The sequence below is a fragment of the Paraburkholderia sp. Ac-20342 genome, assembly GCF_017104985.1.
In the GTDB taxonomy this organism is placed as follows: Bacteria; Pseudomonadota; Gammaproteobacteria; order Burkholderiales; family Burkholderiaceae; genus Paraburkholderia.
Map to the genome: position 1 here is coordinate 39098 of NZ_JAAGPQ010000060.1, position 14850 is coordinate 53947.

At 56.4% G+C, this 14850-nt stretch carries 11 protein-coding genes; 8 read left to right on the plus strand and 3 right to left on the minus strand.

What is annotated here, in order from left to right; translation table 11 throughout:
• Nucleotides 1–11 precede the first annotated feature (11 nt).
• The 8 genes from G3N58_RS22665 (at nt 12) to G3N58_RS22700 (ending at nt 8233) form a co-directional block, all read left to right on the plus strand.
• A complete protein-coding gene (locus tag G3N58_RS22665; RefSeq protein WP_241017208.1) occupies nt 12–938 on the plus strand; it encodes a dihydrodipicolinate synthase family protein in 927 nt (308 codons plus the stop codon).
• A 59-nt stretch (nt 939–997) separates the two neighbouring features.
• Nucleotides 998–1807: an enoyl-CoA hydratase-related protein gene (locus G3N58_RS22670; RefSeq protein ID WP_206000271.1), complete on the plus strand. Its 810-nt coding sequence runs from the start codon at nt 998–1000 to the stop codon at nt 1805–1807.
• The gene (locus G3N58_RS22675) at nt 1807–2913 is read left to right on the plus strand and encodes a Gfo/Idh/MocA family oxidoreductase (protein ID WP_206000272.1); all 1107 of its coding nucleotides are present in this window, start codon (nt 1807–1809) and stop codon (nt 2911–2913) included. Before G3N58_RS22670 ends, G3N58_RS22675 begins: the two co-directional genes overlap by 1 nt.
• A gap of 133 nt (nt 2914–3046) precedes the next feature.
• On the plus strand, nt 3047–3823 hold the full coding sequence (locus G3N58_RS22680; RefSeq protein WP_206000273.1) for an ABC transporter permease: 777 nt from the start codon (nt 3047–3049) through the stop codon (nt 3821–3823).
• A 67-nt stretch (nt 3824–3890) separates the two neighbouring features.
• The gene (locus tag G3N58_RS22685; protein WP_206000281.1) at nt 3891–4667 is read left to right on the plus strand and encodes an ABC transporter ATP-binding protein; all 777 of its coding nucleotides are present in this window, start codon (nt 3891–3893) and stop codon (nt 4665–4667) included.
• Nucleotides 4668–4732: 65 nt separating this feature from the next.
• On the plus strand, nt 4733–5722 hold the full coding sequence (locus tag G3N58_RS22690; protein ID WP_206000274.1) for an ABC transporter substrate-binding protein: 990 nt from the start codon (nt 4733–4735) through the stop codon (nt 5720–5722).
• Between the two features lie 14 nt (nt 5723–5736).
• The gene (locus tag G3N58_RS22695; RefSeq protein WP_206000275.1) at nt 5737–6738 is read left to right on the plus strand and encodes a 3-hydroxyacyl-CoA dehydrogenase NAD-binding domain-containing protein; all 1002 of its coding nucleotides are present in this window, start codon (nt 5737–5739) and stop codon (nt 6736–6738) included.
• Between the two features lie 64 nt (nt 6739–6802).
• Nucleotides 6803–8233 (plus strand): MFS transporter, encoded by a 1431-nt coding sequence (locus G3N58_RS22700; protein ID WP_206000276.1) that lies wholly within the window; start codon nt 6803–6805, stop codon nt 8231–8233.
• 93 nt (nt 8234–8326) lie between these two features.
• Here G3N58_RS22700 and G3N58_RS22705 read toward each other — a convergent pair whose 3' ends face one another.
• From G3N58_RS22705 to G3N58_RS22715, 3 genes are all read right to left on the minus strand, one after another.
• A complete protein-coding gene (locus G3N58_RS22705; RefSeq protein ID WP_206000282.1) occupies nt 8327–9535 on the minus strand; it encodes a porin in 1209 nt (402 codons plus the stop codon).
• A 2024-nt stretch (nt 9536–11559) separates the two neighbouring features.
• The gene (locus G3N58_RS22710) at nt 11560–12483 is read right to left on the minus strand and encodes a LysR family transcriptional regulator (RefSeq protein WP_206000277.1); all 924 of its coding nucleotides are present in this window, start codon (nt 12481–12483) and stop codon (nt 11560–11562) included.
• Between the two features lie 1046 nt (nt 12484–13529).
• A complete protein-coding gene (locus tag G3N58_RS22715) occupies nt 13530–14663 on the minus strand; it encodes a porin (protein WP_206000278.1) in 1134 nt (377 codons plus the stop codon).
• Nucleotides 14664–14850 lie beyond the last annotated feature (187 nt).

A 14850-nucleotide genomic window follows, 5' to 3' on the forward strand; every position in this document is an offset into this window, starting at 1 on the left:
GGATTCGACCGATGGATTTGGCATCTGGAATCATTGCAGCACCTGTGATACCTTTTTATGAAAGCGGTTCCATAGATTGGTATGTGTTCGACCGGTATCTCGAAAGTGTGGCGGCGGGTCGCCCCAAGGCCATCGCGATGAACATGGCGGTCAGCGAAGTCAGTTCGCTGACGCTTGCCGAACAGATCGACGTGATCCGGCGCGCGAAGCAAGTCCTGCATGGCAAGTGCACGTTGGTGTCGGGCGTCAATACGACGAACGCGCCCGCCGCAGTCGATCTGGGGCGCCAGATGGTCGAGGCGGGTGCCGAAGCGCTGGTCGTATTTCCGCCGGTGCCTGCTTTCCTGGGTCCGGTATCCGCGTCGATGGTCGCGGATTTCCACGCGGACATCGCGAAGGGAGTCGACGTTCCGCTGATCGCTTTTGAAACGAACTTCATCAGTTATCCGGCCGGCAGCATCTCGGAACTATCGAAGATCCGGAACATCGTGTCGATCAAGGATGCCGCGTTCAATGTCGACCACACAGTGGCGAACGTCAAAGAGAACTCGCGCATCGAGCGGCCGATTGGCCTGATGACCGGTAGCGATACGTTCGTTCTCGAGGCGATTCTGATGGGCTGCAACGGTGCGCTGATTGGTCTCGCCGCCACCGCAACCGCGGCGCTGGTCGACATGTACGAGCTCGCGGCGGAAAAGAAAATCACCGAGGCCTACGAAATCTGGAACCGGATCGCGCCGATCGCGCGCATCTGCTGGCGGCCACCCATTCGCGACTACCGCGTGCGCATCAAATATGTGTTGATGCGTCAAGGCGTCATACCGAGCATGAAGGTCCGCGCGCCATTCCCGGAACTGACCGCCGGTGACCGGCGAGATCTCGACGAAGCTTTCGAGGAGACCCAGTTCGGTAATCGAGACATGCTTCCGGCCGGCTAATCCGGCGACGCTGTCGCGTCGCCTTACCCGCAGCATAGTTCAACGAGAACGAGACAAGGATGATGGATTCAAACAGCACAGTCCCCGACGATAGTCAGTTCATCGAGTCGGTCAGCGTATCGAATCACGTCCGCCTGATCAGGATTGCACGTCCCGAAAAGCGTAATGCGATGACAAATGGCATGGTCATCGAAATTGGTCGTTTGCTACGGGCGTTCAAGGATGATCCGCAGGTTCGGTGCGTGGTGATTACGGGCGACGAGACAGCGTTCTCGGCCGGCGCCGATCTGAAGAACATGCACCGATTCGGCGCTTCGAAGGTCGTGAACGACGTGGAGCGGGCCGCCGCGTGGGAGGAGATCGAGCGCTTCCCGAAGCCATTCATCGCCGCCGCAAACGGCTATACCTACGGCGCGGGCAACGAGCTGGCGATGTGCTGTGATTTCGTGATCGCCGGCTCCAATGCACTTTTTGGGCAGCCGGAAGCAAAGACGGCGGGCATGGCAGGGGACGGTGGAACGCAGCGACTGCCCCGCAAGGTCGGGCCGGCGATGGCGGCCTACATGATCATGACCGGGGAGCCTATCACCGCACACACTGCCAAGGAGTTCGGTTATGTGGTCGAGATCTGCGAGCCGAACCTGACGGTATCGCGTGCGCTCGCGATTGCCGAGACGATTTCCCTGCGCGGTCCACTGGCGGTGCAGGCCATGAAGGCGTGCATGCGTGTGGCGGTGGGCGCGACGCAGGAGAACGGCATCGCGTTCGAACGCATGATGGTGGTGCGCAACCAGACGACGCCGGATCGTGCCGAAGGCCTCGCATCCTTTGCCGAAAAGCGCGAGCCGAAATTCACGGGGCTTCGGTGATGACGTCGAAAGCGAGTGACTTGAAGGCGAGCGTGTTGAATGCCGCTATTGTCGGTTGCGGATGGGTCGCGGACTGGCATATCGACGATGGTCTCGCCCATCTGAAAGACAGGTTTCGCGTGCTGGTGAGTTGTGACAAGGATATCGAGCGAGCCCGGTCGTTTGCGCTGAAGCACGACGTGCCTCGCGTATCAGGCGACCTTGAGCAGGTGCTGGCGATGCCGGACGTCGATGTCGTGATCATCTGCACGCCGCCTTCGCTGCACTATCCGATGATCATGGCGTGCCTGAAGCACGGCAAGCACGTCGTGTGCGAGAAGCCGTTCGTCGCGTCGCTTGCGGAGGTGGATGCTGTCATCGAAGCGGAGAAAGTGTCGTCTGCACGCGTGATGCCGATTTTCCAGTACCGCTTCGGCGACGGACTTGCCAAGGTGCGGCACGTGATTCAGTCGGGACTCGCCGGCCGGCATTTCGTATCGAGTATCGATACCGCCAAGCGTCGCGACGCCGACTACTATCAGGTCGCCTGGCGAGGCAAGTTCGCCACGGAACTGGGTGGTGTGTTGCTCACACAATCGATCCACATTCACGATGTACTGATGTGGCTAATCGGCCCGGTCAAGGCGGCCGCGTGTTTCAAGACCACGCGAGTCAATCCGATCGAAGTGGAAGATTGCGCGGTGGCAAGCCTGCAGATGTTGGACGGCTCACTCGCATCGCTATCCGCGACGCTTGGCTCGGCGCGACAGGTGACGCGCCTTCGGTTGTGCTTCGAGAACGTGACCTTCGAGAAAGTGGGTTACGACGAGAACTCGTCGCGCCCCGGCGATGATCCCTGGACTGTCATTCCCCGAAAGCCGGAGCTGCAGGATGCGATCGAGAAAAAGATGGCGGAACTGTCGCCCGCCTCGAAATGGTTCGCCCGCCAGTACGAATTGTTCCACGACGCGCTCGAGTCAGGTGCGTCGTTTCCGGTCACTCTGTCTGACGCGCGCGCATCGATCGAACTGGTAACGGCATTGTTTATGTCCAATGACACGCATACGGTCGTGGACTTTCCCATCGGACCCAGTCATCCAAAGTACCACGGCTGGTTTGAGCGATAGAGCAAATGAGGTTGGCCACTAGCAGGCATGCCATCGCGCCGTCGGACAGCCTCATTGAAGTTTTATTGGAGACGACATTGTGGAATCACATCGCAAACTTACAAAATCTACGCTCTGGCGTACGGATAGTTCTATGAAAAAGAAAAGATCCAGGGCGTCGAAGATTGCAGGCCTCTATCCCGTTCTCGCAGTCGCTGCATTCTTTGCGATCTGGCAGGCACTCGTTCGACTGTTTCATATTCCGTCGTATTTGCTGCCGGCACCGTCGGAGATCTTTTCGGTGATCTATGACAATGCAGGGATGCTGGCACATCAAGGCCAGGCAACGCTGCTGGTGATCTTCGCTTCTTTCGTCGTGTCGGTGATCGTGGGCGTGTCCCTGTCATTATTAATTTCGTTTTCCCCGTTGGCGAGGCGCACCGTCTACCCGCTGATCGTGTTCTCCCAGACCATTCCAAAGATCGCGGTCGCGCCGCTGTTCGTTATCTGGTTCGGATTCGGGTTTCTGCCGAAGCTTCTGATCGCCGTGCTGATCTCGTTCTTTGCGGTGGTGATTCAGTCCACCGTGGGCTTCACCTCCTTGCATCCTCAGCCGTTGCGCGTCGCGCAATCGATGGGGGCGACGCGGATGGATCTGTTCTTCAAGGTCCGACTTCCTCATGCATTGCCCAATATCTTTGCGGGTCTGAAGATGGCCATGGCTTCATCGGCAATCGGGGCAATCGTCGGTGAATTCATCGCATCGCAGGAAGGGCTGGGTTATCTGGTTCTCGTTGCCAATGGACAGATGAATACGAAGCTCGCTTTCGCGGGAATGCTGATCCTGAGTGCGATGGGTATCGTTCTCTATTTCGTTGTCGAATTAGCTGAGCGTTTCACCACCGGCTATCGTTCGACTCAGCGCAAGTAAACACGTCGGTCTGTTATCTAAGGCCGGAGGAGACGAAATGCTGCAAACAGCACAGGCAGGTTCGAAGATGTCCGATGCGCAACTGTCGATCGATCGATTGAAGAAAGTCTATGAAACCGACGACGGCGATCTGCTCGCGCTCAACGAGACATCATTTACGATCGGCAAGGGCGAATTCGTGTCGGTACTCGGGCCGAGCGGATGTGGGAAAAGCACGTTGCTGCTGATGGCCGCTGGTCTGGAGAAGTCGTCCGGCGGATCGGTGACGATCGGCGGAAAGACCGTTCAGAAGCCTTTCACCGATATCGGCATCGTCTTTCAGGAGCATGCGCTCTACGAATGGCGAACTGTTCTCGAAAACATCATGCTGCAGGCGGAGATTCGCCGTCTTCCGAAAGAAAGCATGCAGATTCGAGCGTATGAACTGCTCGAGCAAACGGGGCTCAAGGAGTTCGCGAACAAGTATCCATCGGAGTTGTCGGGGGGTATGCGGCAACGCGCCGCGATCTGCCGCGCACTCGTTCACGATCCGTCCGTGTTGTTCTTTGACGAACCGTTTGGCGCGCTTGATGCGCTGACACGCGAGCAGATGCGCATCGATCTCGAAAAAATGTGGCTCAAGCGACGTCCGACGGTGCTCTTCATCACACACGGGATTGCCGAGGCAGTCGCGCTATCGGACCGAATCATCGTGATGACGCCACGCCCCGGACAGGTCGACGAAATCATTACTGTCGATCTTCCCCGGCCACGCACCAAAGAAATCCTGAGCAGCAAGAAATTCGTCGAGTATTGCGATCGCATCACCGAGAGCTTCATGCGTCGGGGAATCATCAAATATTGAGGTGGCTTTCAAACAGGTTGATTTTTCAGGGCCGTGGCATTCACAAAAGGGCCGAGGAGACATTGATGGGTACGAGACGTGAGTTCATGGTGGGCGCTGCCGCGTCCGTGGCGGCGCTTGCACTGGGAACAGGAAGCGCGAAAGCACAGCAGTTGGAAAAGGTGACGTTCCGTTTCAACTGGTCGTGGATCGGTAATTATTCGCCAGTGGTATTGGGTGTCTCGCGCGGCTATTTCCGCGAATTGGGCATCGACCTGGAAGTCGCGCAAGGAAAAGGTTCCGGTGCGACGGCCCGGCAGGTGGGTTCGAAAAACGACATGTTCGCGTGGGCAGACACTGGCGCCGTCATGGTGGCACGCGGGCAAGGAATCCCGATTGTCGAAGTGATGACGCTTGCCAAAAGCAACCTCGGTGTGCTGTGGATTTCCGGTCGCGGATTGGAGATCAAGACCGCGCGCGACCTGATCGGCAAGAAAGTGTCCGCAACACCCGGCGACGGCAACTCGCAGATCTGGCCTGCCGTGCTTGCAGCCAACAACATGAAGGAGGGCGACGTCGAAATGGTGTATCTCGACGGCACGGCCAGCCTTGCCGCCCTTCGCGAAGGGCGTGTCGACGCGTCCTTCGGCGGATCGTCGGACCAGCCGGTAACACTGAGGGCCAATGGATTCAACGCGAAGTGCGTGACTTATGCGGATCTTGGCGTCGCGTGCCTCGGTTCTGGGGTCATCGCTCATGTGGACACGCTGAAAGAGCGTCCCGAGCTGGTCGCGAAGGTCGTCAAAGGCGTGCAACGTTCGTGGCAGGCCGCGCTCAAGGAGCCCGAAGCCGCTGTCGATGCGCTGATGAAACTCAGTACGACACCGCTGAACATCAAAGTGATCCGGGACAGTCTTCAGGTATTCCAGGGGCTGGCAACCAACACCACGCCGACTGGCTACATGAATCCGGCCGATATGGAGAAGACGCTGGATATCATGAGGAAATACGGCGGCATCAAGTCCGATATGCCCGCAACTGACTATTACACGAATCAGTTCATCAAATCCGCCTAAGAATGGAGCAAGGTATGGCGAGTAACAATCTTGAAGAAGTTTCTGGTGCTGGAAAAGCAATTGCCGTGATCGGTGGCGGCACGATGGGAGCCGATATCGCGGCCAGTTTCGCGGCGTGCGGTTGGGCGGCTCACATTGTGAATCCGGCGGACGTCATGCTGGACACGATGCCGCAGCGTCTGCGATCGGCGATGAGCAAGCTTGGGAAAACGTTCGAAGATGTGGCATTCACCCATCATCTGGAATTGTCGTCCGTTCCGTGGAAACAGATCGATCTCGTGATCGAAGCAGTGCCAGAGAACATCGACATCAAGCGGGAAATCTTCGCCGAACTCGAAGCACTCGCCAATCCGGACACTCCGCTTTGCAGCAATTCCTCGGCCATTCCGATCGGCAAGATCGGAGAAGGCATGAAGTCCCAGCAAAGAATGGTGGGCACGCATTACTTCATGCCGGCGCATATCGTTCCGGCAGTCGAAGTCGTGTGTTCGCGTCTGACGGATGTGAAAGTCGCCGACCGCGTGGCGGCGTATCTCCGCGGCGTCGGCAAAGTGCCGGTGCGCGTGAAGCTCGATATTCCGGGTTTTCTCGCCAATCGCATCCAGCACGCGCTTTCACGGGAAGCGATCAATCTCGTCGAGCGTGGCATCGCTACGCCTGAAGACGTCGACAACGCCGTCAGATATGGATTCGGGTTCCGCTACATTGCCGCGGGCCCGCTGCTGCAACGCGATCACGCGGGGCTCGATATCCACTGTGCAGCCGGCGCCACGATCTATCCGGATCTCTGCAACGATGCCACGCCGAGTCGGTATATGAGCGAGCTGGTCGAAGAGGGCAACATCGGCATGAAAGCGAAAGACGGCTTTTACCGATGGACGCCGGAGCGTGTGGCAAAAGAGAAGGCGCGATATGAAAAAGCGCTGCAAGGGGCGCGCGCGATTATCGAAAGCGAGGAGAAAAGTACAAAACTCGAGGTCAACACGCCGGCGTCATTTCGCGGAAAGGCAGAGTGAGTGCTTGGGTTTGGGATGACATGACAGGCAACCCACGCGGCGAGTGGACGCCACACGGACCATCATGAGCGGAGACAAGACCTCGGTACAGCCTTCGCAAAACAAAGTCATCATTTTTGTCGTAGCGGTGTCGTTCTTCATGGAAAACCTGGACGGCACCATCCTGTCCACTGCATTGCCGCAGATCGCGAGATCGTTCGGCGTCGCGGCGACGTCGCTCAGCGTTCTGATGTCCGTGTACATGCTGACGCTGGCAGTCTGCATTCCGGTGAGCGGATGGATTGCCGACCGCTGGGAACCACGTCATGTGTTCGCTGCCGCGGTCGGGCTGTTCAGCGTCAGCTCGGCGCTGTGCGGTCTCTGCTGGAGCGTGCAATCGCTGATGATGGCGCGGATCCTTCAAGGGATGGCGGGCGCGGCGATGGTTCCGGTCGGCAGGCTGATCGTGCTCAGGGTCAGCCGGAAAGAGGAACTGCTGAAAGTGCTGAACACGGTGACGATGCCTGGACTCGTCGCGCCGATCCTCGGACCGCCGCTTGGCGGCTTCATCACAACGTATCTGGGTTGGCGCGGCATCTTCATTATCAACGTGCCGTTTGGCATTGTGGGATTGCTATACACGCTGCGCTGCGTGCCGTCCTTTTGCACGAGGCAGCGAAGACCCTTCGACTGGACTGGATTTCTGATGGGCGGCGGGGCGTTGACATGCATTCTCGCCGGCGCCGAATACGCGGGATCGGCCGATACGCTGACGACGGGCCTGACACTGATCGGTGCCGGCGTATTTCTCGGGTTGGCTACAGCGAGGCATTCGACCCGTGTTCGATATCCATTGACGGATTTTTCCGTTTTCCGCATTCCGACTTTTTCGGTTACGGTTCTGACGGGTTCGGTGACACGCGTATCGATCGGCGCATTGCCATTTGTCATGCCGTTGCTGTTGCAAGCGGGGCTCGGCTTCAGCGCATTCAAAGCGGGGCTGCTGTTTCTGGCCTCAGCAGTGGGCACGTTGGGCACGAAGTCGGTTGTGTTGAAGATCGTGCGGAGATTCGGTTTCCGACGCACGATGTCCTGCAATTCGCTGATTGTCGGCTTCATGTATTGCGTATGCTGCCTCATCCGTCCCGGAATCCCGGAATGGGTGATCGGTATGATTCTGTTCGGATGTGGCGTCGCGAGGTCGGTGCAATTCACCTGTCTCAACACCATTGCGTTCGCTGACATCGGTACCGAGGCGATGAATAGCGCAAGCACACTCTACAGCACGTTTCAGCAAGCTGCTATGGCATTGGGCATAGCGTTTGGCGCGGTCGCGATGCAATGGGCTATCGCCAGCAGCGGATTGGCTAACCACTACAGCATGCACAACTTCCGGGTCGTGTTTTTCGCGATGGCTCTAGTGGCCGCGATTTCGTCCATCGGCTATATCAGGATGGATTCCCGGGCTGGGTCGACTTTGAGCGCGCAAGCAGCGGTCGCGCACAGTAAGCCTTGAGAACCTTGCCGGGGTTGACCCGGCAGGCAAAGCCCCGAGCATGAGAATCGCCCGGGTGGCGGCGTAGTCTTTTCGCCGCCCGGGCTCACCGTTTTAGAACCGGTGCGTGATACCCGCGCCCACCGCGACCATGCTCCGCGACGACGATGGGGTGCTCGAAAAGCCATCGCCGATCGTTGCCGTGGCGTTGATGATCGATTTGCCGTTCGTGCCGAGCGTTTGTCCGCTAGCACGCTGATAAGCCTCGAGAATCCAGAAGCCAGTCCGTTTCGACAGGGAATAGTACTGCGACAGGTTGAATTGCTGATATCTCGCCGCGCTCGTAATCCCGTTCGCTTTCGATGAGGCCGTGTAACTGTAGCCGGCACCGAAATCCCAGCTCGCGAGCGGCTTCCAGTGCAACACCAGACCGCCAGTGTTAAACACGACTTCACTGCGGAACGAGGAGCCAACCCCCGGTGAGTACTGGACGTTTGTATACGTGGCCGAGATATCGAACTCTGGGCTGAACCGATACAGGCCGCCCACCGCGAAGCGTTGTTGCGACTGCGCAGTCTGGTAACCGTTGGTCACAGCTGAGACGCCAGCCTGAGCACCCGCATTCGAGGTCGTGGAATCCGCACCGAATGGGCCGCCACCCGGCGTGGAATTGTTGATCCGCGAATAGGCGACCGTCGCGCCGACCGGCCCTTGCGCGTAATTGACGGCGGCGGATATCGTGGACCCGCGGTTGAAACTACCCGCCACACCTCCGAGCGAGTAGGAGCCGCTGAACTTGAACCCATACAGCGTTGGCGACATGTACAGCAGCGTGTTGTTCGCGCGATAAACCGTGTCGAGCCCGTCGAGATCGCCCGGGTGAGCGCCGAACGATCCGGTGAGCCACACCGTCGGACTATACGGGCTCATCAACTGATAGTACGACGCGTATTGACGACCGGCGGTCAACGTGCCGTAGGTGTCGTTTGTCATACCCACGAACGCCTGGCGACTGAACATCAGCCCGGATGTTGACTGTGCGCCAGTCCCGCTGGTGAAGCCTTGCTCCAAGGTGAAGATTGCTTTGGTACCCCCGCCGAGATCTTCCGTGCCCTTCAGGCCGAAGCGGCTTCCCGCCCATACGCCCGAAATCATCTTGATCGCCGAACGACCGCCCGACGTCGATCCCAGAGTTGTCGAACTGGATTGGTAAGCGATGCCGGTATCGAACACGCCATATAGCGTGACGCTCGATTGGGCGAACGCCTGACCTGCTGCGAGAGCGGTCCCTGTGGTCAGCAGGGTTCCTATAGCGAATCTCATTTTCATGTCGAAAGTCTCCTCCATTCTCGCAATCACATGCCTCATGCGAGGTGGATGTTCAAGGTGGAAAGTAGTTACCGATGAATCAAGGTCCAACCGTGAGGGTTTTCGGGATCGGCCTCCTAATTTTCTTTGATGAGTAGCGAGATCGTTACGGCGGCCGCTCGGGTGCCTCCTAGATGCGTGGAGGTGCAACAGGACGTTTCGTGTGAGCGATATGCCGCCGGTGCGTTCGCGCGGGTTTTAGCTACCCGGTTTGTTGGGCGTGCTGTTTCTGCGCTGCGTCCGCCTTTCAAGAGATGCCGCGTCAAGAAATCGCTTTCATGATAGCCAAAAAATCAATCGCTGTTGAGTCTATTAGATTCAGGGAATACACCTTAAAAGCAGATATTTACGGGATCTCACCTCACAAAAAATGACGTTTGTCATAGACGTTTCTAGAATGATAGCGATTACATGAAAGGAGATGCGAACTTCTGCAGGAAGCGCTCGGAAGCGGAAGCCTCGATGCCGGAATGCGGTGCTTTGGGATGCCAGCGACCTGATGAGGGGCTGCGACGGCGGGGGCGGGGGGCGGTAATGTCACCTCTGACTGAGCGTCCCAAGGGACCAGTCATATAGCAAGCGAATTGCGCTGGTCTTCTATGATGGGGAGGGCGGTGGAATCCCGTCGCTCTATCGCTGTCTGTGCGCGTCAATCTCGCCTTACAAGGTGCCGACCCCTGCGAGTTTGATCGTTCGGTAGATTTGGAAACGCGTACCGACTATACCAAGAGCGCGCAGGGCAAGACACGTTAGGACACGTTAGCCAAGCTTGATACGGCAAGGTTGTTGCCGTGCAAGATGCTAATCCGAATGGCGATGTCTGACAATTGCCAGACGACTACTCCGGCAGCCGCCCGGTTCTGAGTTCAGGAAAGCTCAAGGTGGCATGTTATATGGCTGCTGGTGGCATGGAGGCTGAAAAAGGCCGGCCAAGTAGATAGTTTCGTTCACGCATTCGGCTGCAAGGATGACGAAACAACTCGATCGCACTTTTGTCTAATGAGATTTCGTGGTGGAGCGTGGTAAGCGTTCGTCCGTGTCCATTTAGAGATTCTGACGGATCCCTATGTGGATGCGCGTCGGCTGATCGGTCGACAGATCGACGGGTTTCTGTGTTCAGAGACTGTATAGTGCAAGGTCTTTTTCTCATTCAATGAGCCGGGCGCGCAGACAAACGGCACCCGAGCTACGCGGAGATGGAAAAATTGGTATTACTGAGTGGATAGCGGTAAATACAGTAATCTTGAGCAATAGGATCGGTAACCGGATAGCGCGGTTTCTTTGTTTTGATGTTCAAATTGCCTGGCAACCTCAACATAAATGGATGTCAGCATACAGCTGGCGGAGAAACCGTAGGTGTGTTCTGAAGAAATCTTTGTACTGTTGATCACCCACGTAGCCAAAGTCACAGAGTCGAGTTCGCTGGTTATTGCACCTTCGATGTTCTTGAAATTCCATACAACCTGGTCGAAGCGCAAGGTTCATCTGGCTCGCGGAACTGCCTGATGTGACTCGAAAGAATTGTCTGAAAAAAATCTCAGCCGAAGACCGTCTTCGTGTTAAGCGGCCTGAATTGCCAAAGGATATGATTGGCGATGCTCAAGCCCGAAAACCTACCTCCAGAGACCGCCATCAATGGTCACCCAGATCTTATAGCTGCCAGGAAAGCCAACGATTCTGGTTATAGTCAATACATTGGCGACTCTTGCGAGATACTGTGGAAGAAGAAGCCAGCCGAGCGATAGAATCTCGATTGAGGATCCGGACCTGCGCTACTCAGGAGTCGCGACTGAGAAAAGAGGACTGTCGTCTGCGAATGAAATGGGCTGTTGCCCAAACGGAAGTCTGAAACCCGAAATTACCTCGCATTGGATTTGGTCGGCGTGCGCAAACAAATGAGTGGAGAATCCGTCGCACCGAGGCTGGCCAACCATGTTCGGGTATAGAAAAGTAGTCGTCGATTGCAGGCCTTCTACGCCTTATCTCGGCCACTCGTCCATGACGTCGTTAAATAGTTCGGAGACAAGTTTTCGCAGCCACGCTCCGCGAGGAGAATTGTGGAACTTCCGATGCCAGTGCTGTTTCAGGTCGAATCTTGGGAGCGGCAACGGTGGTTCCGCAAGCACGATGGATGCGTGATCATCGAGGTAAGCAAAGCCGATCGCATGCGGCACGGTAGCGATTAGATTGGTACGCGTAAGGATAAGCGGCAGACTCATAAAGTGCGGTGTCTCCAGCACTGCACGACGACATAATCGCTTTTTTTCTAAATATTGCTCAAGGACCTCTTGGCTTCGCCCTCCCGCACGGACAACTGCATGACCGACGGAAAGGAACTCCTCAACCGTAATAGCCCGCTTGGCAAGCAGATGGTCAGATCGCATCATGCAGATGAACCGATGTGTGAAGAGGCGCTGCTGGAAGAAGTTGTTGCCATCAAGATCGGGAAAATATCCTACGGCGAGATCTACGTCACCGGACTCGAGGCCGCGTTCGATAGAATCGGGGGCCAGTGACACCGAACGCAGATTTGCGTTTGGTGCTCTGACCGAAAACTCCTGCAGGAGTCTTGGTAGAAATACGATTTCACCTACATCAGAGAGTGCGATAGAAAAAGTGTGGGCACAGGTCTTTGGATCGAAATCTTCTGTTTCGAGCATGCCCTTTTCAATTCGATTCAGAACATCGCGCGCCGCCGGTATCAGCGCAAGCGCGCGCGGCGTAGGCTCCATGCCATGCGAAGTGCGCACGAATAATGGATCGCGAAAATAATCGCGCAATTTGCCGAGTGCTGTGCTTACCCGTGGTTGGTTCACCCCGAGCCGTTCGGCCGCTCGACTGACGTTGCGTGTTTCCTCTATTGCAACTAAATAGGGAATCAAATTGAGGTCAAGGCCTTCCATTGTCAGTACCAGAGTGGCTAGATGCCGTAGCAAGCGCAACAAAAGATATCGCCAAAACAGAGTGAAGGAAACTAGGGATTCCGATGACGTTGAAAATATGGGACAGAATGATTCTTCTTTTTTAAGTCGATCTAGTGCGTCGGGTATATCGCGTCTCTTGCTCTCGGGTAGGGCAGCAGTAGTTCTCCCAGTCAGACGAACTGGCTTGCCTATTCGCGGAGGCTGACTGCGGCCGTTCGGAGAACTTGCTCATCAGGCGTTCGCCGACGGCAAAGGCGAACGCTGCTCGCCACCTGTCTTCGATTGATATTTCATTGTGAAATCGTCGTCTTTAAGCGCTTTAGTGCAGTTCGCACAACGCAAGCTAGTTATCGCGCGTGTTGCATCGATCTGTCGCGCTGCGTGACTGAACCGAGATCGGGTCTCACGGCCGCCGCCGAGTGCCTCACGTAGTCAGTTCTTCAACTACTCGCAAACTTTTCGTTCGATGAGACGACGATATCCTTAGGGTAAGGAGCTAGTCTCGATACGCCATCCAATGGGTATCTCCATATTTCCTGAGAGAGATTAAATGTGAGAATATTGAATCGGTGGAATTCCGACTAATCTAATCGTTGGACTTGTTTAGCGTCATATTGATACAAAGCCCAGCGAGCCGGAGGATGTAGAGTTCAGACCGCGATCCCGGGCAACCCTGATATTGTCACAGAGTGATTAGCACCAGAAGGCTCGGTTAGCTTTCTGATCAGCTCGGGGCCCCGAGGAGTTGGAAAATTGCTTCTAAGTTGTTTGACGGTTGCGACGCGGATGGCAATTTCTACTTCAGCAGAGAGGGAATCGATAACTTGTGAAAACTATTGATCAGAATGAAGAACTTCAGCAATCTCGATTGTTGAGAGAGTTCGCGTTTATTATGGAGGGAAATCTACAAGAATAGAAGCACCACGTAGAGACTGCCTTGTCACATACATAGCCGGAGGTCGCCAAGCGGCGGCCATTTGAACACCGCTTGGTCTTGTTTCCGAGGCGACGGACCGGTCGTGTGGTTAGAACATGTGGCGGATGCCAGCCATAATGCCGACCTGATCATTGCCCGGAGCTGGTGTGGTACCGCCCCCGCCTGAGCTGACCGAGTAGGCTGCGTGTGCGCTGTTGCCGAGATACGAGCCTTGCAGGTAGACCGAGGTGCGTTTCGAAAGGAGATAGGTTCCGCGCAATGTACCCATCGTTGCGCGTGCATTCTGCTTTGCGTTCACGATTCGGTAACCCTCACCATCGATTATTATGGCAGGTGTTATCACGTACGACGCTCCTAAGTAAAACAAATCGGAGTTAACGTTTGGAACCGCAGGCGAGTCGGTGGCGACGCGACGGCCGAGCCAACCACCACCAATCTTGACACCATACAGGCTCGCCCATCCATCCAGCTGAATACGGACGTCCTTGTCTGCGCCGTTGGTCAAGGCGACCGGCGCCACACCATTAAAGAAGTTTGCCGCGGCAGTCGCTCCACCGCGCTGTTCGTCATATGCCGCTGCGAGGCCAAAGTTCGTTGAGTCATATTTCAGCATCGCCGACCATTGACGGCAGTTTGTAGGCGAACCTGCAATCTGCCCTGCGCACGTGCCTTGGCCCGGGGAGTTACCGGTGCCGGCGCTGTCGCGGCCGAATGAGTAGGTGGCACCGATGGTCAGGCCGCTGAAGGTCCCCTTGTAGGCAATCGTGTTATCGCTACGCGCATTTGGGATGTATGCATCGAGTGAACCGAGCCCGTAGATATCCGGACCAATTATGTCTGAATCGGTGTTTGCCCAGAACGTCATCGTGTATTGACGACCAAACGACAGCTGACCGTACGGACCGCTGACTCCAACCCATGCCTGACGACCGAAGAGGCGGCCGCCCTGCCCGAGGTCACCGCCGCGCACATTGAAGCCGCTTTCCAGCGTAAAGACCGCCTTGTAGCCCCCTCCAAGGTCCTCCGCTCCACGCATCCCCCAGCGCGACGGGACCTCACCGGTAATGCCAGGCATACGAATCACGCTGTCGCCTTTGACATTCGCATGGGATACGTACTCGATGCCTGTATCTACAATTCCGTAGAGCGTCACACTGCTCTGGGCGAACGCCGAAGCGCTCAACGCAAAAACTGCTGCTGCTGCTATTTGCTTCATTTTCATTTGCCGTCTCCAAACGGATGCTTCGTTGTATTTCTGATGAGGGCGACCACGGCGACGACCGCCGAAGAACAATTACGAAAGACTGTCGCGCGAGTTCCTGTTGTGGCTTGCTCAGGCGGCGACGCCTTTTCAGTGCCCAATCGGTTCGACTTTTTCGGAAGTAGACAGCGTGTGCGGCATGGCTAAC

Excerpts from the sequence above, each read along its gene's own strand:
- G3N58_RS22665 (WP_241017208.1), top strand. The coding sequence starts at position 12 with ATGGATTTGGCATCTGGAATCATTGCAGCACCTGTGATACCTTTTTAT.
- G3N58_RS22670 (WP_206000271.1), top strand. The coding sequence starts at position 998 with ATGATGGATTCAAACAGCACAGTCCCCGACGATAGTCAGTTCATCGAG.
- G3N58_RS22675 (WP_206000272.1), top strand. The coding sequence starts at position 1,807 with ATGACGTCGAAAGCGAGTGACTTGAAGGCGAGCGTGTTGAATGCCGCT.
- G3N58_RS22680 (WP_206000273.1), top strand. The coding sequence starts at position 3,047 with ATGAAAAAGAAAAGATCCAGGGCGTCGAAGATTGCAGGCCTCTATCCC.
- G3N58_RS22685 (WP_206000281.1), top strand. The coding sequence starts at position 3,891 with ATGTCCGATGCGCAACTGTCGATCGATCGATTGAAGAAAGTCTATGAA.
- G3N58_RS22690 (WP_206000274.1), top strand. The coding sequence starts at position 4,733 with ATGGGTACGAGACGTGAGTTCATGGTGGGCGCTGCCGCGTCCGTGGCG.
- G3N58_RS22695 (WP_206000275.1), top strand. The coding sequence starts at position 5,737 with ATGGCGAGTAACAATCTTGAAGAAGTTTCTGGTGCTGGAAAAGCAATT.
- G3N58_RS22700 (WP_206000276.1), top strand. The coding sequence starts at position 6,803 with ATGAGCGGAGACAAGACCTCGGTACAGCCTTCGCAAAACAAAGTCATC.
- G3N58_RS22705 (WP_206000282.1), bottom strand. The coding sequence starts at position 9,535 with ATGAGATTCGCTATAGGAACCCTGCTGACCACAGGGACCGCTCTCGCA.
- G3N58_RS22710 (WP_206000277.1), bottom strand. The coding sequence starts at position 12,483 with ATGGAAGGCCTTGACCTCAATTTGATTCCCTATTTAGTTGCAATAGAG.
- G3N58_RS22715 (WP_206000278.1), bottom strand. The coding sequence starts at position 14,663 with ATGAAAATGAAGCAAATAGCAGCAGCAGCAGTTTTTGCGTTGAGCGCT.